The 25389-nt window shown below is 71.6% G+C and carries 18 protein-coding genes; 10 read left to right on the forward strand and 8 right to left on the reverse strand.

What is annotated here, in order from left to right:
• Positions 1-12 precede the first annotated feature (12 nt).
• From ACIBJE_RS06350 to ACIBJE_RS06360, 3 genes are read right to left on the reverse strand one after another with little or no spacing between them, the layout of a single operon-like run.
• The gene (locus ACIBJE_RS06350; protein WP_396743782.1) at positions 13-906 is read right to left on the reverse strand and encodes an ABC transporter permease; all 894 of its coding nucleotides are present in this window, start codon (positions 904-906) and stop codon (positions 13-15) included.
• The gene (gene nikB, locus ACIBJE_RS06355; RefSeq protein ID WP_088982628.1) at positions 896-1843 is read right to left on the reverse strand and encodes a nickel ABC transporter permease; all 948 of its coding nucleotides are present in this window, start codon (positions 1841-1843) and stop codon (positions 896-898) included. Before nikB ends, ACIBJE_RS06350 begins: the two co-directional genes overlap by 11 nt.
• A 20-nt stretch (positions 1844-1863) precedes the next feature.
• On the reverse strand, positions 1864-2394 hold the full coding sequence (locus tag ACIBJE_RS06360; RefSeq protein WP_396743786.1) for an Lrp/AsnC family transcriptional regulator: 531 nt from the start codon (positions 2392-2394) through the stop codon (positions 1864-1866).
• A gap of 122 nt (positions 2395-2516) precedes the next feature.
• Here ACIBJE_RS06360 and ACIBJE_RS06365 point away from each other — a divergent pair, with 122 nt between their 5' ends.
• From ACIBJE_RS06365 to ACIBJE_RS06385, 5 genes are read left to right on the forward strand one after another with little or no spacing between them, the layout of a single operon-like run.
• Entirely contained in the window at positions 2517-3560 is a 1044-nt protein-coding gene (locus tag ACIBJE_RS06365; protein WP_396743789.1) for an ABC transporter ATP-binding protein, read from the forward strand.
• Complete coding sequence (locus ACIBJE_RS06370) at positions 3560-4603, forward strand: ABC transporter ATP-binding protein (RefSeq protein WP_396743792.1); 1044 nt, start codon at positions 3560-3562, stop codon at positions 4601-4603. The genes ACIBJE_RS06365 and ACIBJE_RS06370 overlap by 1 nt, the downstream gene beginning before the upstream one ends.
• 2 nt (positions 4604-4605) lie before the next feature.
• A complete protein-coding gene (locus ACIBJE_RS06375; protein ID WP_396743795.1) occupies positions 4606-6042 on the forward strand; it encodes an aldehyde dehydrogenase family protein in 1437 nt (478 codons plus the stop codon).
• A gap of 8 nt (positions 6043-6050) precedes the next feature.
• Positions 6051-7007, forward strand: coding sequence for a hydroxyacid dehydrogenase (locus ACIBJE_RS06380; protein ID WP_396743798.1), 957 nt, complete (start codon positions 6051-6053; stop codon positions 7005-7007).
• Positions 7004-8182 carry an acyl-CoA dehydrogenase family protein gene (locus tag ACIBJE_RS06385; protein ID WP_396743801.1) on the forward strand — a complete coding sequence of 393 codons (1179 nt, stop codon included), beginning with the start codon at positions 7004-7006 and terminating at the stop codon, positions 8180-8182. Before ACIBJE_RS06380 ends, ACIBJE_RS06385 begins: the two co-directional genes overlap by 4 nt.
• A gap of 63 nt (positions 8183-8245) precedes the next feature.
• Here ACIBJE_RS06385 and ACIBJE_RS06390 read toward each other — a convergent pair whose 3' ends face one another.
• Positions 8246-9706, reverse strand: coding sequence for a multicopper oxidase family protein (locus ACIBJE_RS06390; RefSeq protein ID WP_396743804.1), 1461 nt, complete (start codon positions 9704-9706; stop codon positions 8246-8248).
• A 354-nt stretch (positions 9707-10060) separates the two neighbouring features.
• Here ACIBJE_RS06390 and ACIBJE_RS06395 point away from each other — a divergent pair, with 354 nt between their 5' ends.
• Together ACIBJE_RS06395 and ACIBJE_RS06400 are read left to right on the forward strand one after the other, a co-directional pair.
• Positions 10061-10663 carry a hypothetical protein gene (locus ACIBJE_RS06395; RefSeq protein ID WP_396743807.1) on the forward strand — a complete coding sequence of 201 codons (603 nt, stop codon included), beginning with the start codon at positions 10061-10063 and terminating at the stop codon, positions 10661-10663.
• Between the two features lie 85 nt (positions 10664-10748).
• Positions 10749-11480 (forward strand): hypothetical protein, encoded by a 732-nt coding sequence (locus ACIBJE_RS06400; protein WP_396743810.1) that lies wholly within the window; start codon positions 10749-10751, stop codon positions 11478-11480.
• 444 nt (positions 11481-11924) lie between these two features.
• Here the strand turns inward: ACIBJE_RS06400 and ACIBJE_RS06405 are convergent, their stop codons facing one another.
• From ACIBJE_RS06405 to ACIBJE_RS06415, 3 genes are all read right to left on the reverse strand, one after another.
• Positions 11925-14063, reverse strand: a complete 2139-nt coding sequence (locus ACIBJE_RS06405; protein ID WP_396743813.1) for a TPM domain-containing protein — start codon at positions 14061-14063, stop codon at positions 11925-11927.
• A 79-nt stretch (positions 14064-14142) separates the two neighbouring features.
• Positions 14143-14784, reverse strand: coding sequence for a response regulator (locus tag ACIBJE_RS06410; protein WP_396743816.1), 642 nt, complete (start codon positions 14782-14784; stop codon positions 14143-14145).
• Entirely contained in the window at positions 14781-16007 is a 1227-nt protein-coding gene (locus ACIBJE_RS06415) for a sensor histidine kinase (RefSeq protein ID WP_396743819.1), read from the reverse strand. The genes ACIBJE_RS06410 and ACIBJE_RS06415 overlap by 4 nt, the downstream gene beginning before the upstream one ends.
• Positions 16008-16149: 142 nt before the next feature.
• Between ACIBJE_RS06415 and ACIBJE_RS06420 the strand changes: the two genes are divergently transcribed.
• The 3 genes from ACIBJE_RS06420 (at position 16150) to ACIBJE_RS06430 (ending at position 22421) form a co-directional block, all read left to right on the forward strand.
• Positions 16150-16899: an ABC transporter ATP-binding protein gene (locus ACIBJE_RS06420; RefSeq protein ID WP_396743821.1), complete on the forward strand. Its 750-nt coding sequence runs from the start codon at positions 16150-16152 to the stop codon at positions 16897-16899.
• Positions 16896-19445: an FtsX-like permease family protein gene (locus ACIBJE_RS06425; protein ID WP_396743824.1), complete on the forward strand. Its 2550-nt coding sequence runs from the start codon at positions 16896-16898 to the stop codon at positions 19443-19445. Before ACIBJE_RS06420 ends, ACIBJE_RS06425 begins: the two co-directional genes overlap by 4 nt.
• A 654-nt stretch (positions 19446-20099) precedes the next feature.
• Entirely contained in the window at positions 20100-22421 is a 2322-nt protein-coding gene (locus tag ACIBJE_RS06430) for a glycosyl hydrolase 53 family protein (protein WP_396743827.1), read from the forward strand.
• A 370-nt stretch (positions 22422-22791) separates the two neighbouring features.
• Here the strand turns inward: ACIBJE_RS06430 and ACIBJE_RS06435 are convergent, their stop codons facing one another.
• Entirely contained in the window at positions 22792-25002 is a 2211-nt protein-coding gene (locus tag ACIBJE_RS06435; protein WP_396743830.1) for an MMPL family transporter, read from the reverse strand.
• Positions 25003-25389: the final 387 nt, after the last annotated feature.

The following is a 25389-nucleotide window of genomic DNA, read 5'->3' on the forward strand; positions in this document are numbered from 1 at the left end:
GCTCCTTGCGGGTCAGCGACCGGATCGGCCCCGCAGTCGCGGGTCGAGGACGTCGCGGAGGGTGTCGCCCAGCAGGTTGAACCCGAGGACGGCGATCATGATGCAGACACCGGGCACGACCGACGGCCAGACCGACATCTCCATGAAGGACTTGCCGCTGGAGAGCATCGATCCCCAGGACGGCTGGGGTGGCTGCACCCCGAGCCCGAGGTAGCCCAGCGACGCCTCGATCAGGATCGCGTAGGCGAGGCTCGTGGTGAACTGCACCGCGATCGGGGCGATGGAGTTGGGCAGGATGTACTTCAGGATGAGGCGGGTGTTGCTCAACCCGACCGCCTGCCCCGACTCGACGTACGGCTCCCGGCGGACCGACATCGCGGTGCCGCGCACGATCCGGGCGAAGCTGGGGATGAAGACGATGACCAGGGCCAGGATGAGGTTCTCCGTGCCGGGGCCCCGGGCGGCCACCACCGCGAGGGCCAGCAGCAGGGTGGGGAAGGAGAACATGATGTCGGTCGCCGGGGTGATGATCGCGTCGAGGACGCCCCGGTAGAAGCCGGCGAGCAGCCCCAGCAGGACGCCGATGGCCCCGGCGCAGGTGACCACGATCAGGCTGACCGTCAGCGAGGTGCGTGCGCCGTAGAGGGCCCGGCTGAGCAGGTCACGCCCGGCCTCGTCGGCGCCGAGCAGGAAGTCCCCGCCGGGCGGGGCGAGCCGCTGGTTGGACATGGCGGTCGGGTCGTAGGGCGCGATCAGCGGGGCGAGGGCCGCGGCTGCGGTCATCACCACCACGATGACCAGCCCGATCGCGCCCACCTTGTCCCGCATGATCAGCCGCAGCAGCTGACCGCCGCGACGTCCGGTCCTGATCGGGGATGTCTGCGGGGGAACCACTTCAGTGACCACTGCGCAACCTCGGATCCAGGTAGGTGTAGATGAGGTCCACGAGGAGATTGACCACGACGTAGAAGAAGGCCAGGAAGAGCAGGGTGCCCTGGACGACCGGGTAGTCGCGCTGACTGATGCCCCGGATGACCATCGTGCCCAGCCCCGGCCAGGCGAAGACCTGCTCCACGATGACGGTGCCACCCAGCAGCGCCCCCGCCTGGATGCCCAGCACCGTCACCACCGGGATCAGCGAGTTGCGCAGCGCGTGCCGGACCATGACCGCGCGTTCGCCCAGCCCCTTGGCGCGGGCGGTACGGACGTAGTCCTGGTTGAGGACCTCCAGCATGCTCGACCGGGTCATCCGCATGCTGATCGCCGCGAGGCTGGCGCCCAGGGTCACCGAGGGGAGGATGAGGTACTTCAGGCTGCCCCAGAAGCCCTCACCCTCGCCCGCGCCCTGCGACGGCAGCCAGCCCAGCGAGACCGAGAAGACGTACACCAGCAGGATGCCCAGCCAGAAGTTGGGCAGCGACAACCCGATCAGCGAGGCGACCCGGGTGCTCGCGTCGAGCAGCCCGTTGCGCTTGGTGGCGCTGAGCACGCCGAACGGGATGGAGATCAGGATCGAGACCAGCAGCGCCGACACCGCCAGCAGCAGCGTGGACGGGAAGCGCTGCATGATCTCTTCCAGCACCGGCTGGCCGGTGCGCATCGAGGTGCCGAGGTCGCCCTGGACGAGGGCACCCAACCACCTCAGGAACTGCTCGTACACGGGCATGTCGAGCCCGAAGTAGCGGCGCATCTCCGCCTCGATCGCGGGGTCGCCGAAGTCCTGGCCCATGATCGAGCTGATCACGTCGCCGGGGATCATGCGGATCACCAGGAACGAGATCACCGAGATCCCGAGCAGGACCGGAATAACCGATAACAGGCGGATCAGCGTGATGCGCAGCATGGCTTGTTTCTCCGGTCTGGTCAGGTATCCGAACCGGGCACGCCAGGGTCCGAGTCCGCATCCCAGGCGGACTCCTCGTCGCCGGTGACGGCGATGTCGCGCGCCCACTCGTGGGCCCGCTTGGCGACCCGCAGCACCATCACCGACCGGCTCTCCATCACCCCGTCGAGGTGGCCCAGCCGCTCGGTCCAGAACCGGCGCATGGCGTTGCTGGAGGCGAAGTAGCCGACCGCGATGATGTCGAACTGGCCGGTCACGTGGTAGACGTACGCGATCTCCGGCATGCCCGCGAGCTTGTCGATGAGCCGCTCTGTGGCACCGGGAGCGCTCTGGATCTCGAAGAGTGTGTGCACCGGCCGGCCCATGAAGGCGGCACTGGGGATCGCGGCGAACTGCAGCTGTCCCTCGGTGACGAGCCGTTCCACCCGCCGTCGCACCGAACCTTCGGAGAGGCCGACCTTCGCCGCCAACGCGACGTTTGTCTGCCTCGGGTCCTGGACGAGTTCCCGGATGATGCTGCGATCCTTCTCGATCGAGCTCTTCGATGCCATCTCGCTCCAACTCATAGTGACGTAATTCGTCGCTGCCGGGAGCCTAGACGACGAACATCGTCTGTGCAACACTCCGGGTTGACGAATGGCGGCGTTCAGGAGTCTAAACACCAGGGGGTTCGATGGCCTTGTTGGAGGTGCGGGACCTACGTACCGAATTCCGCGCGGCGCGGGGGTCGGTGACGGCGGTCGACGGTGTTTCCTTCACTGTGGACGCCGGTGAGATGGTCGCGTTGGTGGGCGAGTCCGGCTGCGGCAAGTCGGCCACGGCGCAGTCCATCATGGGCCTGATCGTTCCGCCGGCCGGTCAGGTCACCGGCGGGCAGGTGCTCTTCGAGGGACAGGACCTGCTGCGCCTGCGCCCCCGCGAGCTGCGGGCCGTGCGCGGCAAGGGCATCTCGATGATCTTCCAGGATCCGATGACCTCGCTGAACCCGGTGCTCACCGTGGGGCGGCAGCTCACCGAGTCCCTGCGGCTGCACCTGGGACTGAACCGCCGGGCCGCGCGGTCGCGGGCGGTCGAGTTGCTGGACATGGTGCGCATCCCGGCCGCGGAGACCCGGCTCGGGTCCTATCCGCACCAACTCTCCGGCGGTATGCGGCAACGCGTCATGATCGCCATGGCGCTCTCCTGCAACCCCCGGCTGATCCTCGCCGACGAGATCACCACCGCCCTCGACGTCACCATCCAGGCCCAGATCCTGGAGCTGCTGCGGGACCTGGCGCTGGAAACCCGGACCGCCGTCCTGTTCATCACCCACGACCTCGGCGTCGTCGCGGGCATGGCGGAACGGGTGAACGTGATGTACGCCGGCCAGATCGTGGAGCGGGCCGAGACGGTCGACCTGTTCCACCGACCGCAGATGCCCTACACCTGGGGCCTGCTCGGGTCGGTGCCCCGGCTGGACCTGGTACGCGGGGGCAGGCTGCGCCCGATCGCCGGCCGTCCGCCGGAGCTGTCGGAGATGCCGGCCGGCTGCCGGTTCGCCCCCCGCTGCGTGCACGCCCGGGATACCTGCCAGGACGACGCCCCGCAGCTCACCACCACCTGGGAGAGCCCGGACCGGGGCCAGCTGACCCGGTGCTGGGGCATGCGGCCGGCGACCGAGGGCGGCTGGCTGTCCACGAAGGACCGGTTCGCGAACCAATCGACGGAGGAGAGCTGATGTCCGAAGCCCCCGCCCCCGGACCGGACCGGACCCTGGTGCGCGTACGCGACCTGGCGGTCGACTTCAAGGTGCCGAAGCGCGGCTCGCTGCTCCCGGCCCGCCTGCGCGCCGTGTCCGGGGTGGACCTGGACATCCGGCGCGGCGAGATCATCGGTGTGGTGGGGGAGTCCGGCTGCGGCAAGTCCACCACCGGCCGGGCCATCCTCCAACTCCTCAAGCCGAGCCGGGGGACGGTGACCTTCGACGGCACCGAGCTGACCGGCCTGGGCCGGGGCCGGATGCGGGCGATGCGCCGCCGGATGCAGATGATCTTCCAGGACCCGTACGCCTCGCTGAACCCGCGCATGACCATCGGTGAACTCATCGAGGAGCCCCTGCTGGTGCACTCGGACCTCCCCGCCGCCGGCCGTCGGGCCAAGGCGCTGGAGACCATGCAGCTGGTCGGGCTCAGCGAACAGTGGCACGACCGCTACCCGCACGAGTTCTCCGGCGGGCAGCGCCAGCGGGTCGGCATCGCCCGGGCACTGGTCAGCAACCCGGAGTTCGTCGTCGCCGACGAGCCGGTGTCCGCCCTGGACGTCTCGGTCCAGGCGCAGATCGTGAACCTGCTCGAGCAGCTCCAGGAGGAACTGGGGCTGACCATGATGTTCATCGCGCACGACCTGGCCGTCGTGCGGCACCTCTGTGACCGCATCGCCGTGATGTACCTCGGCACCGTCGTCGAGGTGGGCGAGTGCGACGACATGTACCGTCGGCCGCAGCACCCGTACACCCGGGCCCTGCTCTCGGCGGTGCCGATCCCCGACCCGCTGGTGGAGACCGAGCGCAAGCGGGTCATCCTCACCGGGGACGTGCCCAGCCCGCTCGACCCGCCCAGCGGGTGCCGCTTCCGGACCCGGTGCTGGAAGGCGCAGGAGGTCTGCGCGACGCAGACCCCCGCGCTGACCACCACCGGCGCCGGCCACCAGGTCGCCTGCCACTTCCCGGAGAACGTCGACTCGCCGGAACAGCCGGTCGCCTCCGCCGCCGGGGGTCGGTGACCATGACCGTGCCGTACCACCTCAACCTCGTCGGCGGCGAGTGGGTCGACGGCGAACGCCGACCCAACCACAACCCCGCCCGGCCCGGCGAGGTCGTCAGCGAGTACGCCCGGGCCGACCGGGCCACCGCCCGCGCGGCCGTCGCCGCCGCCCGCGCCGCGCAGCCCGGCTGGGCCCGCCTACCGGTCGCGGAACGGATGGCGATCCTCGACCGGATCGGGAGCACCGTCCTGAGCCGGGTGGACGACCTCGCCGTCCTGCTCGCCCGGGAGGAGGGCAAGCTGCTCGCCGAGGCCCGTGGCGAGGTGACCCGGGCCGGGCAGACCTTCCGCTACTACGCCCACCAACTGCTCCAACCGCAGGGCGAGGTGTACGCGTCCACCCGGGAGAACGTCCACGCCGAGGTCCGGCGCCGGCCGCTCGGCGTGGTCGGGATCATCACGCCGTGGAACTTCCCGCTCGCGATCCCGGCGTGGAAGGTCGCACCCGCGCTCGCGTACGGCAACACGGTCGTGCTCAAACCCGCCGAGCTGGTCACCGCCTCGGCCGGGGAACTCGCCCGGATCGTGGCCGGGGCCGGTGCGCCGCCCGGCGTCTTCAACCTCGTCATGGGGTCGGGCCGTGAGGTCGGCGAGGAGTTGTTGGCCTCGACCGGCATCGACGGCATCTCCTTCACCGGCGGCACCGGCACCGGCACCCACGTCGCCCGGCAGTGCATTGCCCACGGCAACAAGCGGTTCCAGCTGGAGATGGGGGGCAAGAACCCGCTCGTCGTCCTCGACGACGCCGACCTGGAGGTCGCGGTGCGCTGCGCCCTGGACGGCAGCTTCTTCAGCAGCGGCCAGCGGTGTACGGCGTCGAGCCGGCTGATCGTGCAGGCCGGCATCCACGACCGGTTCGTCGAGGCGCTGGCCACGGCAGCCGACGCGCTGCGGGTCGGCGACCCGCTCGACCCGCACAGCGATCTCGGCCCGGTGGTCAGCCCGGACCAGCTCGCCCAGAACCTGGACTACGTCCGGATCGGCCGGGACGAGGGGGCGACCGTGGTGGCCGGCGGGACGCACCGCGACGACCAGGGCCAGTTCATGCGACCCACCCTCTTCGCCGACGCCCGCAACGACATGCGGCTCGCCCGGGAGGAGATCTTCGGTCCGGTGTCCTGCGTGATCCGGGTCGACGACCTCGACGAGGCGATCGGCGTGGCCGGAGACACCCCGTACGGACTGTCCGCCGGGATCGTGACGACGTCCCTGGCCGCGGCCGAACGGTTCAAGCGGGACGCGCGGGCCGGGATCGTGACGGTCAACCTGCCCACCGCCGGCACCGAGCTGCACCTGCCTTTCGGCGGCACCGGTGCCTCCAACCACGGTCCCCGGGAGCAGGGCGGCTACGCCCAGGACTTCTACAGCGTGCCGGTGACCTGCTACACCGGCTGGTGAGGACGACCATGACCCCCAGGATCCTGCTCACCGAGCCGATCGCGGCGGCCGGCATGGAGCTGCTGCGCGCCGTGGGCCACGTGCACGTCGCCGGAGTCACCGACCCGGCGGCGCTGGCCGCCGGACCGCTCGCCACCGCCGACGCCCTCGTGGTGCGCTCCTCCCCGGTGACGGCCGCCATGCTCGAATCCGCGCGACGGCTGCGGGTCGTCGGCCGGCACGGCGCCGGGCTGGACGGCATCGACCTGGCCGCCGCCGACCGCCTGGGCATCCCGGTGGTCAGCACGCCCGGCGCCAACGCCGAATCCGTGGCCGAGTTCGTGGTCCTGGCCGCCCTTACCCTCGCCCGGCAGCTGCCGCGGGCGGTGGCGTCGCTGGCCGGGGGCGACTTCCCGGACGGCCGTTCCCTGCCCTCCTCGGTCGTCGCCGCCGGGCTGACCGGGACCATGCTGGCCGGCCGCACCCTCGGCCTGGTGGGGCTCGGCGCGATCGGCCGGGCCGTCGCGGCCCGCGCGCGCGGGCTCGGCATGACCGTGCTCGGGTACGACGTCGCCCTCACGACGCCACCGGAGGGCGTCCGCCTCGTCGACCTGGACGACCTGCTGCGCGAGGCCGACGTGGTGAGCCTGCACGTGCCCCAGACCCCGCAGACCACCGGGCTGATCGGTGCCGACGCGCTGGCCCGGATGCGGCCGGACGCCCTCCTGGTGAACACCGCGCGGGCCGGGGTCGTGGACCGCGCGGCCGTGCTCGCCGCGCTGGACGCCGGACGGCTGCGGGGCTACGCGGTCGACGTCTTCGCCCCCGAGCCACCGGACCCCGACGATTCGCTGCTGCGCCATCCCCGGGTCCTCGCCACCCCGCACATGGCGGCGATGACCCACGACGCGTTGGACGCGATGGCCGTCGCCGTGGCGCGCGGCGTGATCGCCCACCTGCAAGCCCCGGAAGGAACCGAACCGTGACCCTGCCCGTGCCCGCGTCCACGCTCGAGTACTTCGGTGTCGACGCGCTCGTCGACGACGACACCCGGGAACTCCAGGCCGCCGTGCGCGGCTTCGTCGACCGGCGGATCCGCCCGCACGTCGCCACCTGGTACGAGGAGGGCCACCTGCCGGCCCGGGACCTGGCCCGCGAACTCGGGCAGCTCGGCGTGCTCGGCATGCACCTTCAGGGCTACGGCTGCGCGGGCACCTCCGCCGTCGCGTACGGGCTGGCCTGCTTCGAGCTCGAGGCGGGCGACTCGGGCCTGCGCTCGCTGGTCTCGGTGCAGGGATCGCTCGCCATGTACGCGATCTGGCGGTTCGGCTCCGAGGAGCAGAAGCAGCGGTGGCTGCCCCCGATGGCGGCGGGCGAGGCGATCGGCTGCTTCGGCCTGACCGAGCCGGACTTCGGCTCCGACCCGGCCGGCATGCGGACCCGGGCCCGCCGCGACGGGGGCGACTGGGTGCTCAACGGCACCAAGATGTGGATCACCAACGGGTCGATCGCGGACGTCGCGGTGGTCTGGGCCCGCACCGACGAGGGGATCCGGGGTTTCGTCGTCCCCGCCGGCACCCCCGGCTTCACCGCCCCGGAGATCACCCGCAAGCTCTCCCTGCGTGCCTCGGTGACCTCGGAACTCGTCCTCGACGACGTCCGGCTGCCCGCCGACGCGATGCTGCCGGAGGCCGCCGGGCTCTCCGGGCCGCTGTCCTGTCTCAACGAGGCCCGCTTCGGCATCGTCTTCGGGGCGCTCGGCGCGGCCCACGACTGCCTTCAGACGACGATCGAGTACGCCCGCAGTCGGCAGATCTTCGACCGGCCGCTCGCCGGGTACCAGGCGACCCAGCTCAAGCTCGCCGACATGGGCCTGGAACTGGGCAAGGGGATGCTGTTGGCGCTGCACATCGGTGCGCTGAAGGACGCCGGCACGCTCGACCACCGGCAGATCAGCCTCGGCAAGCTCAACAGCGTGCGGGAGGCCATCGCCATCGCCCGCGAGTGCCGGGCCGTCCTCGGCGCGGCCGGCATCACCCTCGACTACCCGGTCATGCGGCACGCGGCGAACCTCGAATCGGTGCTCACCTACGAGGGCACCTCCGAGGTGCACCAGCTCGTCGTCGGGCAGGTGCTGACCGGCCACTCCGCCTTCCGCTGACCCCGCCGACACGGGGAGGGCCCACCGGCTCCGTGCCGGTGGGCCCGTCCCGCAACGACCGGCTCAGACGATCCGGAGATTGGCCATCATGCCCATCGCGCTGTGGTCGACCATGTGGCAGTGGTACGGGTAGACGCCGCGCCAGGTGTCGAACGTGGCCTGGAGGCGTACCGGCTGGCCGGGCCAGACGACCACGGTGTCCTTCCATCCGGACTCGGTGGGGTCGGCCGGACCGTCGCCCCGGCCGAGCACCCGGAACTGCACCAGGTGCATGTGGAAGTTGTGCGGCATGAAGACGTTGCCGTTCGTCACCGTCCACTCCTCGGTGCTGCCCCAGGCGACGGTGGTGTCGATCCGGTTCGGGTCGAAGACCTTCCCGTCGATGTACGCCCGGTGCCCGGTGCCCGGCTCGTCCATCCGCAGCTCGATGGTGCGCCGTACGGTCGGTTTCGGCAGCGGCGGCAGGGTGCGCAGCTTCTGCGGCACCGAACTGCGGTCCCGCCCCCGCGCCGGTACGACGTCGAAACGCATCACGGAGCCGACCTGCTCGAACGGGCCCGGCCCCATCAGGTTGTGCAGCACCACCGAGGTGCCCGGCTGGTAGCGGGAGAAGTCGACCACCACCTCCACCCGCTCGCCTGGCGAGAGCAGCACGTACGGCACGGTGACCGGTGCCTCCAGCAGGCCACCGTCGGACCCGATCACCGTGATCTCCCCGGCGTCGGCGAGCTGGAGCAGGAAGAAGCGCAGGTTGCTGGAGTTGACCAGGCGGAACCGGTAGCGGCGGGCCTGCACCTCGAAGCGCGGCCAGGGCCGGCCGTTGACCAGGAGGGTGGTCCGGTTGTCCGCGTCGTCCATGGTCCAGACCAGCTGGGCGTCGGCGTCCAGGTGCGCGTCACGCAGCACCAGCGGGACGTCGAACTGGCCCCGGGGCAGCGGCAGCTTCGCCTCGGTGCGGTCGCTGAGCAGGTAGAGGCTGGCCAGACCCCGGTAGAGGTGCTCGGCCTCCATGTGGTGGGTGTGGTCGTGCATCCACAACGTCGCGTGCGGCTGCCGGTTGGGGTACGTGTAGACCCGCTCCCCGCCGGGCGGGATCGTGGCGGTACCGGAGCCGTCGTCACCGGGCGCGGTGGCGCCGCCGTGCAGGTGCACCGCCGTCGGCATGCCCAGCCGGTTGCGCTGCCGTACCACCACCTGCCGGCCGGAGGTGGCGCGGATCGTCGGGCCCGGCAGGTCGCCGTTGTACGTGTACACCTCCGTGCGGGTACCGGGCAGGATCTCCAGCCGCCGCCGGTGCATGGTGACCGAGTAGTAGTCGGTGGTGGCGGTCCGCCGCACCGGTCGCAGGGTCTGCGGCACGGTCAACGGGACGGTGAACGGGGTCAGGGTCTGGTTGCCCACCCGGACGGGGCGCGCTGCGGCGGGGGCCGCACCGGACCGTCCGGCGAGGCTGACCAGGCCACCGGTCACGCCGAGGAAACCTGACGCCGCGCCGAGACGCAGCAGTTGACGACGAGTGGACACGGTAGTCCCTCCCTAGGAGCCGCGCGGTGGTCCCGGTCAACCGGAGACCCGAAGACGTCGGCGGTTGTCCCAGGCCTCGATGATGTCGGAGATGCCGGAGTGCGGTCACCCCTGAAAATGACCCCCCTGAGACCGGACAACTCCCAAGAATTCGCTGCTGAACGGGGTTGGGCCCCCAGTCCGGCGGGGTCACGGTCGGGGCTTTTGTGGGCTGCCCTCGTACGGGCTGCGACGTCACCGGCGCGCAGGGCTACCATCCACTCTCGACGGTCCTCGCGGCCGACGCGTCCGTACGGGCCGCGCGGAACGGGTGCGAAGGACACCACCGAGTACGTTCCCGATCGAGGAGAACCCGTGACCGACCAGCAGCCCGGCCCCGACCACACCGTCGCGCCACCGCAGCCCGGCCCCGACCACACCAGTGCGTCACCACAGCCCGGCCCCGACCACGGTGTCGTACCGCAGCAGGCCCCGGGCCCGGCGATGCCGCCCGGCTTCGTCCCCACCGACGGTGCGGTCCCGCCCGGCGGGTCCGCACCCGGTCCGCTCGCGGCGTACCGGGTGCCGCTCGTCGCGGCGGGCGCGGTGCTGGCCCTGCTCCTGGCGGGGGTCGCCGGAACCGCCATCTACCAGGCGGTCAAGGAGGATTCCGGCATCACCGCCTGCAAGGCCATGGCCAGCGGCGGCGAAGGGAACAAGGCGTTCGACGACGACGGGGACGACGAACTCAGCGAGGCCGAGTACCAGGAACTGCGGAAGCAGTTCGCCGACTCCGACCACGAGAAGATCCGGGAGCACGGCACCGCCCTGGTCGACATCGTGTGGGAGGTGTCGAGGATGAAGGGCGACGAGGCGGCCGGGGCGCTCGCCTACCTCGGCCCGATGAGCACCCACATGGCCGGCCTGAAGACGGCGTGTGCGAACGAGGGCATCCAGGTGCAGCTGAGCGGAGACTGATCCGCTGTCCGGCGGCGCCGGAAACCGGGTGGTCACCTTCGGACGGTCATTGGTAGTGTCCCGGCCGGCTGAAGGGAAGATCGGCATGGCGAAGCTCAACCAGATCATCGCGGTCACCAAGGGCGTGAAGGCCCAGACCACCCGGGAGTTCACCGAGGCGCAGCGCAACGTCCAGAAGGCGCCGATGCTGTCCGGTATCTCCCGCAGCTACCAGCCGAAGGACGAGGAGGGTGAGCAGCTCCCGCCGGAGTCGACCCGGGTGCAGGTGTCGGCCACCGACGTGATCGGCGAGGTGTCGACGTCGCTGACCCGGCTCTTCGACCTGGTCCTCACCCAGGACGTGGCGAACACCCGGGCGAAGGCCGACGTGGTGGTGGACGGCCGGACGATCCTCGCCGACGTGCCGGTCACCTACCTGCTCTTCCTGGAGAAGCAGCTCGTCGAGCTGTACGCCTTCGTCGACAAGCTGCCCGTGCTGGACCCGGCCGAGACCTGGACGTTCAACGACGCCGCCGGAGCGTACGCCTCGGACCCGGTGAAGACGGTGCGCAGCCGGAAGGTGATGCGCAACCACGTCAAGGCCGAGGCCACCGAGAAACACCCCGCCCAGGTCGAGGTGTACACCGAGGACGTGCCGGTCGGCTACTGGACCACGGTCAAGCTCTCCGGTGCCCTGCCCGCCACCCGGGTCAAGGAGCTGCGCGAGCGGGTGGCGAAGCTCCAGCAGGCGGTCAAGTTCGCCCGCGAGCAGGCCAACATGACCGAGGTGGAGGACCAGAAGGCCGGCGAGCGGGTGTTCGGCTACCTGTTCGGGTAGCCTCGAAGACGCCCTCCGTGGGAGCGCGGAGGGACGCGCGCAAGCGCGAAAAGCTGAGACTGAAACGTCAGACTGAATTGGACGTGTGATCAGTGCAGGTTCGACTCCTGCCCCCGGCTCCCGGGCCGGGGTAGCCCAATTGGCAGAGGCAAACCGTCCGATAAAACTCAGACTCTCGCTCCAGACTCAGCATTACCGCCGATCGTCGGATGGAGCAGCCGTGGAAAGGGTTCGTGGAGTGTAGGTTCGAATCCTACCCGCGCCTCTCTTCGTGGCGCGGTAGCCCAATGGTAGAGGCGACGACTTTCAAACTGACCCACGGCTTTAAACGCGTCCGACGTGCGAACTGGGCGGAAACCTGGAACCCCCGGCTTGGGTAGGCCGGGGGTTCCGCTGTTCCGTCGGTGGGGCTTCCCCGGTCGAACGGCCGTGCGGTCACGGTCCTCAGAACCGGCCGCCTCCACCGCGCCGGCCGCCTCCACCGCCGAAGCCACCCCCGCCGAAGCCACCGCCCCCGCCGCGCCGGGAGCGGCTGCCGCTGCCGCCGAACCCGCCACCCCAGCCTCCTCCACCGCCCATCCCACCGGCCAGGATGCCGCCGAGCACCGCGCCGAGCAGCGCCTCGGTGCCCTGGGAACGCCCGCCGTAGCCGCCGTATCCGCCGGACGGCCAGCTGTCGACGTCGGAGCGGGCCGACCGGCCCGCCTCGTTCGCCAGCCGCGCCGCCTGGTGGGCCGCCGCCAGCGCGGCCACCGGGTCCGGGCCGGCCAACGCGTGCGCCTGGTCCAGGTGCCGGGTCGCCTCGGCGAGCTGGGCGCGGGCATGGTCGCCCACCGCACCCCGCCGGGTGGCCACGTACCGGCTCGCGGTCTGGATCTCGGCTTGGGCGAACCCGACGGCCTGGCCGAGCATCGCCCGCGCCCGCACCGCCCGCTGCGCCTCCTCCACCGACGTCGCCAACGCGGCGTCGAGCGCCTCGTCCGCCGCCTCGAGCCGCCGCAGAGCGGCGCGCGGGTCGGTGATCGGCGCGGAGCACGCGGCCCGTACGGCGGCCACCACCCGTTCGGCCTCGGCGACGGCAGCGGCCAGCGCGGTGTTCCGGGCGGACGGCCCGGCGAGCGCGGCCCGACCCTGGACGAGCTCACCGTCGATCTCGACGAGCAGGGCGTCGGCGGCGGCACGGGCGGCCCGCAGATCCTCGGCGGCCTCCATCACGGCGTCGAGCAGCATGTCGGCCTGGCCGAGCGCCTCCTCGGCCGAGCGGACGGCGAGGGCGGCCTGCGGCCGGGCGTCGTCGCGTACCGCCTCGTCGGCGTCCGCGAGCACGGTGGCGACGAACTCCAGTCGCTCCCGGGCGAGCTGCGGGTTCGCGGTCACCTCCGCCAGGGCTTCGGCGGTGTACCGGGAGTGGAGCTGTCGGAGGGTGGAGTCGGCGGGCTCCAGTCGTTGCCGGGTGGCCGCCTGCCGGGCCCGCAACGCCACCACCAGTTCCGCGACCCGGGGTTCGATGGCGCGGAGTCGGTCGAAGGGCTCCGCCTCGGCGTCGAGCCGCTGGTCCGCCGCCTCGCAGCGGCTGATGATCTCTTCGAGGCGGGCCCGCCGCGTCCGGTCGTCGAGACCGGGCTCGTCGACGCTCAGCCGCAACCGGAACGCCTCGGCGACCTCCTGCCGAGCCGCTGCCACGGCCGCGGTGAAGGCGGCGGTCGCCGCCTCGCCGTACTCGCCGACGGCCAGCGTCAGTTCGTTCTCGCTGGCCCGGAGTTCGTTGTCCAGCTCCACCAGCAGGGTGTTGGCCCGGACGGACACCTCCTCGGTGCGCGCCCGTTCCTGCTCGCGGGCCGCCCGTTCGGCCCGCCTGCGCCGGGACCGGCGCCACCCGACGATCCCGCCGATCACCGCGAGGGCCAGCAGGATCGGCAGGGCCACCCAGGCGATCGAGGACACCACCTCACCGGTGCTGCGGGTGTCGGGCGGACCGGGGGTGATCCGGGGCCGGGGGACGGGCTGGCCGGAGAGCGCCGCGCGGAAGCCGTCGGCCGCGCCGACCACCGCCCCCGCCCAGTCGTTCTCGCTCAGCGCCGGCTCGATCGCCACCCGGGCCACCTCGGCGAGCTGCGCGTCGGTCAGCGGGAAGTTCTGCGGGACGGAGTACGCGTACGACCGGTCGCGGGTGGCGACGGCGAGCAGGGCGTCCCGGTCGCCGAGACCGCTGCGGACGGCGGTGTCGTCGGCCCAGTCCCGGGCGTCGCGACCGCTGAAGGTGTGGACGAAGACGACGAACAGTTGGACGTCGCTGTCCCGGCGCAGGCTGGTCAGTGCCGCCTGGGCCTCGTCCCGCCGCGATCCGAGCACCTCGGCCTCGTCGGTGAGTTCGTCGGCGAGGCGGAACGGGCGGTCGGTCAGCGGTCCGGGACGCGCGAGCCGTGCCGGCGGCGGTTCGGGCGACACGATCGCGCCGTGTCCGGCCGGCTGGGCCGCGCCGCCCGGACGGACGGTCTCGACCGCCGCGGAAGGAGAAGGCGCGAGCAGGAGCGCGCCCAGAGCGAGAGCCACGGTCACCGCCATCCGCGGCAATATCCACATTTGCCCAGGCTAGCCAGGCGGGGCGGATCCGGCGACCGGGTCACCGGGCAGGGGTGACCACGAGCCGCCGGCCGGCGGATCAGCCGACCAGGCGGCGTTCCCAGGCCCAGGCGGCGATCTCCACCCGGTTGCGGGTGCCCAGCTTCGTCTGCACGCTGCCCAGGTGGGTCTTCACCGTGCCGACGGTGATGAAGAGGCGGGCGGCGATCTCGGCGTTCGTCGCACCCCGCGCCACCAGCCGCACCACCTCCAACTCCCGGGGGGAGAGGGCTACCTCGCCGGGGCGGGGCGCGGCCGGCGGGTTCAGGTGCGCCAGCAGACGTACCGTGATCGACGGGCTGATCAGGGCGTCCCCGGAGACGGCCGCGCGCAGCGCCTCGACCAGCAACGCCGGGCCGGAGTCCTTCAGCAGGAATCCGCACGCGCCGTTGCGCAGCGCCTGGTGGACGTACTCGTCGAGGTCGAAGGTGGTCACCACGACCACCCGGACGGGGTCGGCGACCCCGGGGCCGGCGAGCAGCCGGAGCGCCTCCAGCCCGTCCATCCGGGGCATCCGGATGTCCAGCAGGGCGACGTCCGGTCGGAGCCGGCGGGCCAGCTCGACCGCCTCGACACCGTCGGCCGCCTCGCCGACCAGCGTCATGTCCGGCTGCGCGTCGATGATCATGCCGAAGCCGGTCCGGACCATCGCCTGGTCGTCGGCGACCAACACCCGGATCACCGGCTGCGGCCCGCGTCCACCGGCAGCGCCATGTCCACCACCCATCCTCCGTCCACGCCCGGACCGGCGGCCAGCCGGCCGCCGAGCGCGCCGACCCGCTCGGTGAGGCCGACCAGACCGAATCCGGGTCGCTCCCGGGTCCGCCCGGGGCGCTGCCCGCGTCCGTCGTCGCCGACCCGCACCAGCAGCCAGTCCGGGGTACGGGTCACGTGCACCTCCACCCGCCGCGCCCCGGTGGCGTGCTGCCGGACGTTGGTCAGCGCCTCCATCACCACCCGGTACGCCGAGGATGTCACCTCGACCGGCAGGCCATCGAGGTGCCCCTCGGTGTGCAGGTGCGCCCCGACCTCACCGGCGGCGGAGAAGTTCTCCACCAACTCCGGCAGCTCGGTCAGCCCGGCCAGCGGGGCGAGCGGCGCGTCCGGTGCCGCGTCCTGCCCACGCAGCACCCCCACCATCCGGCGCATCGCCGTCATGGTCTCCGTACCGGCCCGTTCGATCTGCTCCAGGGCGGCCACTGCCCGCTGCGGGTCCCGCTCGGCGACGTACCGGGCGCCCTGCGCCTGCACCACGATCCCGGTGACGTGGTGGGCGATGAAGTCGTGCAGGTCGCGGGCGAACTCGGCGCGCTGCTCCGCGCGTACCGTGTCGAGCTGGCGCTCCCGGGCGCTGGCCGCCATCCGGAAGTACATGCCGGCGGTGGCGCTGCCCGCCGCGAGCAGCGCGTAGCCCATCGCGATGATCGGGTACACGCCGGTCGTGGCGACCCGCAGCGGCAGCACCGACACGGCCAGCCCGGTCGCGGCGACCAGCACCAGCGCCGGTCCCGGGGCAGCCCGGCGGGCCACCACGAAGACGACGCCGAGCAGTCCGACCGACTCGGCCAGCCCCCAGAAGCTCGACACGCTGCGTACGTCCCACGGGCCCGGCAGGTCGGGGTGACGGGTCAGGAGGAGACGTCCGAACGTGGTGACCAGCGACCCGGCCACCACCACGGCGGCGGCGACCGGCAGCAGCCGGGAGCCCTGCCGGTGCGTGGGCAGCCACACCGCTGCGGCGGCCACCGCCAGCGCGACGTGCCAGAGGGCGACCAGCAGGGCGGCATCGCCGCCGAGCACGAAGATGCCGCCGCTCAGCACGTCGAGGATGCCGAGCAGGGCCATCCCGGCCAGGGCCACCGTCTGCGCGGCCCGGCGCCCCCAGGCGTCCAGTCGCTCCATCATCGTGACCCACGGTAGCCGCCGGTCCGGGACGGGGGATCTACCGAAAGACAGACCCCGCACGGCCGGGCCCCGACCGTGGGCGGATGTGCCGACCGGGGCCGACCCGCGACGCTGGCCGGACACGTCCAGCACAGGAGGAAGCATGACGACGCACCCCACCCGGACGGCCGCCGTCGCGGCCGTCGACGTGGTCAAGGTGTACGGCCGGGGCGAGACGGCGGTACGCGCCCTCGACGGCGTGTCGGTGGGGTTCGGCCGGGGCCGGTTCACCGCGATCATGGGGCCGTCCGGGTCCGGGAAGTCCACCCTGATGCACTGCCTGGCCGGGCTGGACACGGCCACCTCGGGCCAGGTGCTGCTCGGCGGGACCGACCTGACCCGGCAGAGCGACAAGGTGCTGACGAAGGTCCGCCGGGAGCGGATCGGATTCGTCTTCCAGTCGTTCAACCTGCTGCCGCAGCTCACCGCCGAGCAGAACGTCACCCTGCCGGTCGACCTGACCGGCCGCGACGTCGACCGGGAGCTCTTCGACCACCTGGTGGAGGTGCTGGGGCTCGGCGACCGGCTGGCGCACCGCCCGAGTGAACTCTCCGGCGGCCAGCAGCAGCGGGTCGCGCTGGCCCGCGCCCTGGTCTCCCGCCCGGAGGTGGTCTTCGCCGACGAACCCACCGGCAACCTGGACTCCCGCTCCGGGGCGGAGGTGCTCACCTTCCTGAGCAGCTGCGTGCGGACCCTCGGGCAGACCGTGGTCATGGTCACCCACGATCCGGTGGCCGCCGGGTACGCCGACCGGGTGGTGCTGCTCGCCGACGGCCGGATCGCCGGTGACCTCGACCGCCCCGACGGCGCCACGATCAGTGCGGCCCTGCGCGACCTGGCCGGTGCCCGGTGAGCCGGCGCAACACCGTCCTGCGTACCCAGCTCGGTGACGCCGCCCGCCGCCCGGCCCGGTTGCTGCTGATGGGGCTGGCCATGGTCATTGCGGCGTTCGTGGCCTTCGGCACCGTCCTCGCCGAGGAGATCGCCGAGCGCACGGTGCTGGGCCGGCTCAGCGGCACTCCGGCGGCGGCCGACGTGGTGGTCGGCCCCGGCGACGAGGAGGGGGCCACCACCCGGGCGCTTGCCGCCGCCCGGCAGGTGCCGGGGGTCGCCGAGGCGGTCGGCCGGACCGACGTGTACGTCGAGATCGACGGTCAGCCGGGCACCGGGCTCTCCCTGCTGGCCGACCCCGGCACCGGCCCGCTCGCCACGGTCCGGGTGCTGACCGGCGGGTACCCGGACGCGCCGGGCGAGATCGCGGTCAGCGAACGTACCGTCGACCGGCTCGACCTGTCGGTCGGCGCGACGGTGCGGGTCTCCACCGGGGTCTCCGAGCAGCCGGTCACCCTCACCGTCAGCGGGGTGCTGGAGGTGCCGGAGGACACCGGCGAGCTGGCGTACACCTCGGACGGCGAACTCTCCCGCCTGGCCGGGCACGACGGCCTGATGCAGGTCGAGGTGCGGTTCGCGCCCGACGCCGACCCGGACGCCGTCCGCGCCGCCCTGGACCGGGCCCTCGCCGGCACCGGGGACGAGGGCAGCACACCGGTGGTCAGCTCGGGCGAGGAGGCCCGGCTCGCCGAGGCCGAGGCGGTCAGCGAACGGGTGCACGACCTCTTCGCCGTGATCGCGATGTTCGTGGCGACCGCCGTCGTCGCCGCCACCCTGGTCGCCACCTCCACGTTCCGGATCGTCTTCGCCCAACGGATGCGGCAGCTCGCCCTGCTCCGGGCGGTCGGGGCCGACCGGTCCCACCTGTTCCGCGCGCTGGTCGCCGAGGGGGCGCTCACCGGACTGGTCGCCGGCCTGACCGGAGTGCTGGCGGCCACCGGCCTGGGGTACGCGGTCCCGCTGGTGCTGCGGGGCCTCGGCCGGGAGGTGGCCCTCCCGGGCCGTCCGGTCGGCGCGGCGGTCGCCGTGGTGCTCGGCACCGTGCTGGTCGCTGTGCTCGCGGTGACCGCCCCGGCGGTCACCGCGGCCCGGGTCGCGCCGCTGGAGGCGCTGCGTACGGCCAGCACCACCGCCGCCCAGCGCGGGGTCAACCGGCTGCGTGCCGTGGTGGGGATCCTCGGCGTGGTCGGCGCGGCGCTGGTGTTCCTGACGGTGCTCCGCCGGCTGCCCGGCCCGACCCCGGGTCCCCACGACCCGATGCGGCTGCTGCTCCTGATCGTCGCCTCCGGCACCCTGGCGTACACGGCCCTGGTGGCGCTCGGGCCGGTGCTGGTCCGGCCGGTGCTGGCCACGATCGGGTGGCCGCTGCGCCGGCTCGGTCCGGTCGGTCGGCTGGCCGTCGGGGGCGTCGGGGGAGCGCCGCGCCGGGCCGCCGCGGTGAGCGTGGTCGTCGCCCTCGGCGTCACCCTGATCGCCGGGGCACTGGTGGGCAGCGCCTCGCTCACCGCGCTGTCGAAGCGGGAGCTGGCCGGGATGGCCCCGGGCGACCTGCACGTGGCGGCGAACCCCGATGGCGGCGGCGGGTTCCTCCCGGACGGGTTCGTCGAGCGGGTACGCGCGGAGCAGGACCTGACCACGGTCGTGCCGTACCGGGGCGTGTCCGGGGTGACCGTGTCCGGTGGGCAGGTCGAGAGCATGACCGCCGTCGACCTGGATCTGCGCCGGCTCTCCACCTGGGCGGACTTCGGGGCCGGCAGCGGTTCCCTGGACGATCTCGGCCCGGGGCGGGTGGTGCTGCTCTCCTACTACGCCGAGGTGGTCGGGGTGCGGCCGGGGGAGACGCTCACGCTCACCCTGGGGGACCGTACGGTCGAGCTGCGCCTGGCGGCCACCCTGGACAACACCCCGGTCGACGCGGGTGTCCTGCTCGACCCGGCCGACCTGGACCGGCTCGGTGTGCCGGCACAGCCCACCGGTCTGCTGGCCGACCTGGTCACCGACGGCGAGGACGCCCGGACGGCGGCGCTGAAGACACTGCGGACCCTCGGCGGTGGCGGGGTGGCGGTCCAGGTGCTCGCCGACGCCCGCGAGGACGCCGACGGTGACCTGCGGGAGATCTTCGGGGTGATGCTCGCCCTGCTCGGGCTGACCGTGATCGTCTCCGTGGTCGGTGTCGGCACCACCACCGCGCTGTCCGTGGTGGAACGGATCCGGGAGTCCGGACTGCTGCGGGCCGTCGGGATGTCCCGGAACCGGCTCCGGGCGATGCTCACCGTGGAGGCCGGCCTGTACGGGCTGCTCGGTGCGGTGATCGGCCTGGTGCTGGCGCTGCCGTACTCGTGGCTGACGATGGCCGCCCTCGGCGGGAACGTGCCGGTCGAGTTCCCGGCCGGACGGCTCGCGCTCGTGGTGGTGGCGTTGGCGGCGGCGACGGCGCTCGCCGGTCTGTTGCCGGCCCGCCGCGCCGCCCGGGTCAGCCCGGTGATGGCCCTCGGCGCCGGCGACTGACGAAGAAGCTTTGGTGGCGGGGCCGACAGGTCCCGCCACCATGCGCGACTCGGAGCAGGTGCCGGCGAGGAGTACACGGCGACCGCGTCGGCGGAGGTAAGGCAGGTTCCTGGTCGAGGACACCGGCGGCGTGCCCGGCGAGAGCCACGGCCAGGCGGCCGGAGGTGGATGACATCGCTCGAGACATCCCGGAAACACGCGGTTGACATCAGAAATCAGCGTCCCCATACTTGGCGCATTAAAACGTTTCATGTCTGAGGGGCTTCCTGTTCGGAAGGTCCTGGCGCGCCTGTGGAATGGCGTGCCGGGATGTCCCGTGTGCAGCCCCACAGGCGCAGGCCGTGGCAGCACCAGAGCGGGGAGCGTCTCTCCTCGACCCGGGCGACCCTCGCGGGAAGCAGGAGCGACATGACGGCCCGCCGGCGGCTGACCCCGGCCAGCGGCGAACGCCGGGCTGCCCAGATCCGTTCGAGAATCTTGCCGGATCGAGGCGGTCTTCACTTCATCGAGTGGCAAAGGTGAGGAGCAAGCAATGACGCGCAGGCATCCCATCCGGACGGCACTTTGCTGCATCGCCGCAGCAGAGACGGGGAGCAAGCAGTGACGCGTAAGCATCCCATTCGGACGACACTTGGTTTCACATCTGCAGTGGTGATGGCTTGTGGTGTGGCACTGCTCGGGCCGGCCGCCCCGGCTTCCGCGCTTGCCGGTGAGGCCGAGATTTCGCCGATCGAGAGCAACATCGGCGCGAAGTCATGGGCGAGCGTCAAGGTCAGCAGTGGCGCGACCACCGCAGCTCTGGCGATCGACCAGAACGACCAGACTGCATGGATCGCCGAGGGGACGTCGCCCAGGCAGTGGCTGACCCTTGATCTCGGCGGCGCCTACGACAACGTCAGGAAGGTCAGGGTCCTCTTCCCGGACCCCGGGGCGGTCTACCAGTACGTGATCGAGGCGTCTGCGAAGGGCGACGACTGGGCGGTCATCGCCGACCACTCGGCCAACCACGAGCCCACGCGGGGATCGGTCGATCTCTTCACCCAGCCCGGCACGAGATACGTCCGGGTGACGGTGACGGGTGCCTCGCCCGGAGCGACCGTGGGCATCAGTGAACTGGGCGTCTACAACTACCTGCGCGAGGATCTCGTTCTCGGCGGCGACGCCTCGTGGGTCGACAACGACGTCGCGGAAGGACGGAACTACTGGGTGAGTCCGCTCGCGGCGGACCGGGGCGCGGGTCCTCACCTGCTGGACGTGTTGAAGGACCGTGGTTTCGAGTACACCCGGCTGCGTGTCTTCAACGAACCGCGAAACGAGAGCAGCGGGGCCGTGCAGGCCATCCCGTACCAGGGCCCGGACCGGACGCGCGAGGTAGCCAAGTGGGTCAAGGCCGAGCGGGGCATGGGGCTGGGCATCGACTTCCACTACGCGGACTCGTGGGCCGACCCGGTGAAGCAACCGAAGCCCCGGGCATGGGCGGAGCTTGAGTTCGGCGACCTGACCAAAGCGGTCTACGACTACACCTACGACTACCTCGAGCAGCTGATCGAGCAGGGCACCACGCCGGACAAGGTGGCCATCGGCAACGAGATCCTGAACGGCTTCATGTACGGCAGCGAGAACGCCCACATCGGTGCCACCAACCCGGCGTACTTCCGGAACCAGGCTGACGTCTATCAGTCGAAGCCCGGTGGTGGCCTGCTCTGGAACTACTGGCGATCGGAGGACCCTGCCGAGCAGCGGTTGTACGACGAGGCGTGGGACCGCTTCACCACGCTCTCCGCAGCCGGGATCCGTGCCGTCCGTGACGTGTCGGCAGCCCAGGGCAAGAACATCGCCGTCGAGACGCACATCATCATCGACAACGGTCAGCTCGACAGGACACTCGAGTTCTGGAACCAGTACCTCACCCGGGTGAAGGCCAAGGGCGCCAACCCGGACGTCCTCGCCCACTCGTACTACCCGCAGTACCACGGGTCGCCCGACCACTACGAGCACAACGTCAACGCCGTGGCGGCGGCACACCCGGGTTACAAGATCGACATTGCCGAAACGTCGTACCCGGCGTCGGGTGGCGATGGAACCCCGATGCCCAACTCGCCGTACCCGCGGACCGTCCAGGGCCAGGCGGACGCCCTCCAGCGCGTGTTCCAGATCGCCAACGACATCCCGAACAACCAGGGGCTGGGAGTTCTGGCGTGGGAGCCGGCGAGGTGGCAGTCCCTGTTCAGCCCCGTTCCTGGCATGACGCGTACCTGGGAACCGAACGCGTCGATCGACGTCTTCAGCAAGAGTCACGCGACCCACGTGGTGGAGGACACGCTCTACCCGGCCGTGCTGATCGGTGGCGATGTCGTACTGCCTGACTCGGTCCAGGTGCTGACAATGGCGGATGGTTCGGAGGTGCAGACCCCGGTCACCTGGGACGCGGTGCCCGACGGCGCCACCGACACGGCCGGCCGGCTCACCATCCACGGCTCGACCCGGTTCGGAGCCGTGACCGCGATGGTCGACGTCATCGAGGCATACGTTGGACTTGACTGTGACCGGGTGATCACCGGACGGCATGCCGGGCCGCTGACCGTGACCGGAGGCGTGACGTGTCTGGACGGAGCGAAGGTGTCGGGTCCGGTGTCGGTGCGTGCCGGTGCGTCGCTGCAGATCCGCAACGCGACTCTCTCCGGTCCGGTGCAGGCGGTCGGCGCGAAGGCGGTGGTTGTCTGCGACAGTCGGATCACCGGCCCCGTGAGCATCTCCGGGGGCTCGTCGGTGACCCTCGGGAACCCGGTGCTCGGTTGTGGTCGGAACGCGATCACCGGCCCGGTGACGGTGACCGGGACAGTGGGATGGAACGTGATCGCAGGGAACGCCATCACGGGCCCGTTGGCGTGCAGCAACAACACTCCGCCGCCGGTGAACAACGGCTCCAGCAACACGGCGGCCGGTCCGAAGTCAGGACAGTGCCGCAGCCTGTAGTGGTCTGAGGCGGACCGCCGAGGCGTTGCCGGGCCCGGGAGACCGGGCCCGGCAACCCTGCCGGTACCAGAAGATCCATTTAGCGGAACTCGTCGGCGCGTGTTCCCGTCAGCCTGGAATCATCCACCGCATCGACCCGTGGGGCTACGCGCCAGCAGCCGACGACGCTTGCCGTAGCTTTGACGTCTGTCAATGGGTGGTCTTTCTCGGGGATGTGAAACGATTCATGGATTGGTGGGGATGTTGGTGATCCCCGCCGTGCCGCTTAGGGCACACGCGCCGGTAGCCCTGGCGAAGGAGCCAGGGCTACCGGAGACGGCGGACGGTACGGGAACGAGGTTGGTCGGGACTCGGGCCGGACGCGGGTCGGTCAGGCGGCGGGCACCGGTTCCGGGTCGGTGGTGCGCTGGCCGTCGGTGGCGCGCTTCGCCACGCGGCCCCAGACGCGCGGCCCGATCAGGTTCAGCGCGGCGGGCATCACCAGCAGTCGGATGACCACGGCGTCGAGGGCGACCGCGATGCCCAGGCCCAGGCCGAGTTGCTGGACCACGCTGACCTTCGCCACCAGGAACGAGGCGAAGACCGCCACCATGATCAGGGCGGCGCCGTTGACCAGGCCGGCGGTGTCGCGCAGTCCGTTGGTGACCGCCGCGTGGTGGTCGCCGTGCTGGACGAAGTGCTCCCGCATCCGCGAGATCATGATGACCATGTAGTCCATGCTCAGCCCGAACATGATGGCGAAGACCAGCGCCGGGGTGGTGCTGTCGATCCGCTGGCCGAGCCAGTTCTGGCTGATCGCGGTGAGCAGACCGAGGCTGGCCGCGACCACCAGCGCGTTGAGCGCCAGTGCCAGCAGCGGCAGCAGCCACGAGCGGAACGCGCGGGCCAGCAGGGCGATGGTGATCAGTGCGACCGCGATGAGGATGGCCGGCAGCGTGTCGATCAGGATCTCGTCGAAGTCGACGCCGGTGGCGGTCGCTCCGGCCACCTGGACGCGTACCCCGTCCGGGACGGCGCCGGGCAGCTCGTCGCGCAGGTCGTGGATCAGGTCGTGGGCGGCGTCGCTGTCCGGGTCGGAGCCGGGGATCACCACGACCCGGCTGACCAGACGGTCGCCGTCGACCCCCCAGAGCTGGTCGAAACCGGCCTTCGCCTCGGGCGGCAGCGCCGCCGACTGGCCGCTCACCGCGGCGGTGACCGCCTCGGCGGGGAGCCCGATGCTGGTCACGTCGGTGACCGTGTCGATCCTCTGCTGTTCCCGGACCGTGCCGGCGACCGTGCGTACGGCGTCGAGGAGCGTGGCCGGCGACGTGCCCTCGGGCGCGCTCACCACGACCTGCACCGGGAAGAGGTTGCGGAACTCCAGGGCGGCCTGGAGCCGCTCGATGCCCTGCCGGGAGTCGGCGTCCTCGGGCAGGATGGTCGCGCTGGCCACCGGCGACTGGAGCCGGATGTCGGTCATCGGCCAGGCCATCACCCCGAAGATCGCCACGAGGACGGCGAGGGTGAGGGCGGGCCGGCGCTGGAGCCGGGTGAGCAGGCCGGCGCCGCCCCGCCCGGTGCGCGCGGCGCGCGGCTTGAGCGACAGCCAGTTGATCCGCCGCCCCATCACGGTGAGCGCGGCCGGGAGCAGGCTCATCGACATGGCCAGGGCGACCAGGGTGACCACCACACCCGCGATGGCCATGCTGCTGAACACCATGATGCGGGGGATGAAGAGGGCGAGCAGGGCCACCACCACGGCAAGGCCGCTGAAGAGCACCGCGTGTCCGGCGGTCCGCATCGCGGTGCGCAGCGCCGGGACGTACGTGTCGCCCGCGACCAGCTCGTCCCGGTACCGCTTGATGATGAAGAGCGAGTAGTCGACCGCGACGGCGATGCCGATCAGCGACACCGCGTTGGTGTAGAGGGTGGAGAGGTCCGTCGCGAAGGTGATCAGGTAGCCGATCGCGGAGGCGACCACCAGCGCGAGACCGGCCAGCACGATCGGCAGCAGCATCGCCCCGACCGACCGGAACACCACCAGCAGGACGACGATCAGCAGCGGGAAGGCGATCATCTCGGCGGTGATGGCGTCCTTCTCGGACTGCACGCTGAGGTCGTAGTCGAGGGCCTGCGCGCCGGTGACGTGCACCTGGACGCCCCGGTCCCGCATCGCCCCGGTCATCCGTTCGCGCAGGCCGTCGATCTCGTGCTGGATCGTCGACTTGTCGACGCGGAAGCCGAGCTGGAGGAAAGTCGTGTGCTTGTCCGGTGAGAGCCACTCCGGGTCCTGCCGGTAGTCCTGCACCGAGGCCACGTGCGGGGTCTCCTCGGCCACCCGGGTCGCCTCGGCCAGTTCGGCGGTGACGTCACCGTCCGGTTTGGTCAGCACGACCTGGAGGCTCTCCGGGGCCTCGTCGAAGGTGCGCTCGATGACCTTCTGGCCGGCGGCGGCCTCGCCCCGGGGATTGTCGAAACCCCCGGCCTTCAGCGCCCCGGTGAGCGCGATCATCAGGGGCACGCAGATCGCGGCGAGCACGACCCAGATCGCGATGACGGTTTTCGGACGGGCTATGGAGAACCGGACGATGGCGTTCACGGACGTTGTGCTCCCTGGTCGCTCTCGACAGGGCGACCGATCCACCCGGTCGCCGTCCAGCAGGGTCTCGTGGCTGACTCGTGTCGCACTCGAGTCTCACTGGAGAGCGCTACACGTAGCTACCCTACGTGTAGCACCACTTGGCTCTCATGCACCGTGAGTGATTGTTGAGGAATCCTCGAGTGAGCCTTGAGTGATTCGCGAGTGGCCCGTCCAAGCATTCAACCCCGTTGCGGAGCCAGCACGGCCGAGGTCGCCAACCCCGGGAGTGTGTCGCCTCAGGGCGCTCCGACTGTCGCCGCGTCCGCCTCCGAAGGCGTCCTCATTGTTTCGGATCGGAGATACCCACGTGCTCGGAAGACTTTGTGGGATTCAGCAGATTCGCTG

The sequence above is a fragment of the Micromonospora sp. NPDC050187 genome (assembly GCF_044459745.1).
Lineage (GTDB): Bacteria > Actinomycetota > Actinomycetes > Mycobacteriales > Micromonosporaceae > Micromonospora.

Bases quoted from the DNA above. Each gene is read 5' to 3' on its own strand.
- ACIBJE_RS06405 (WP_396743813.1), bottom strand. From the start codon at position 14,063: ATGTGGATATTGCCGCGGATGGCGGTGACCGTGGCTCTCGCTCTGGGC.
- ACIBJE_RS06415 (WP_396743819.1), bottom strand. From the start codon at position 16,007: ATGATGGAGCGACTGGACGCCTGGGGGCGCCGGGCCGCGCAGACGGTG.
- ACIBJE_RS06360 (WP_396743786.1), bottom strand. From the start codon at position 2,394: ATGGCATCGAAGAGCTCGATCGAGAAGGATCGCAGCATCATCCGGGAA.
- ACIBJE_RS06365 (WP_396743789.1), top strand. From the start codon at position 2,517: ATGGCCTTGTTGGAGGTGCGGGACCTACGTACCGAATTCCGCGCGGCG.
- ACIBJE_RS06400 (WP_396743810.1), top strand. From the start codon at position 10,749: ATGGCGAAGCTCAACCAGATCATCGCGGTCACCAAGGGCGTGAAGGCC.
- nikB (WP_088982628.1), bottom strand. From the start codon at position 1,843: ATGCTGCGCATCACGCTGATCCGCCTGTTATCGGTTATTCCGGTCCTG.
- ACIBJE_RS06370 (WP_396743792.1), top strand. From the start codon at position 3,560: ATGTCCGAAGCCCCCGCCCCCGGACCGGACCGGACCCTGGTGCGCGTA.
- ACIBJE_RS06380 (WP_396743798.1), top strand. From the start codon at position 6,051: ATGACCCCCAGGATCCTGCTCACCGAGCCGATCGCGGCGGCCGGCATG.
- ACIBJE_RS06375 (WP_396743795.1), top strand. From the start codon at position 4,606: ATGACCGTGCCGTACCACCTCAACCTCGTCGGCGGCGAGTGGGTCGAC.
- ACIBJE_RS06420 (WP_396743821.1), top strand. From the start codon at position 16,150: ATGACGACGCACCCCACCCGGACGGCCGCCGTCGCGGCCGTCGACGTG.
- ACIBJE_RS06430 (WP_396743827.1), top strand. From the start codon at position 20,100: ATGGCTTGTGGTGTGGCACTGCTCGGGCCGGCCGCCCCGGCTTCCGCG.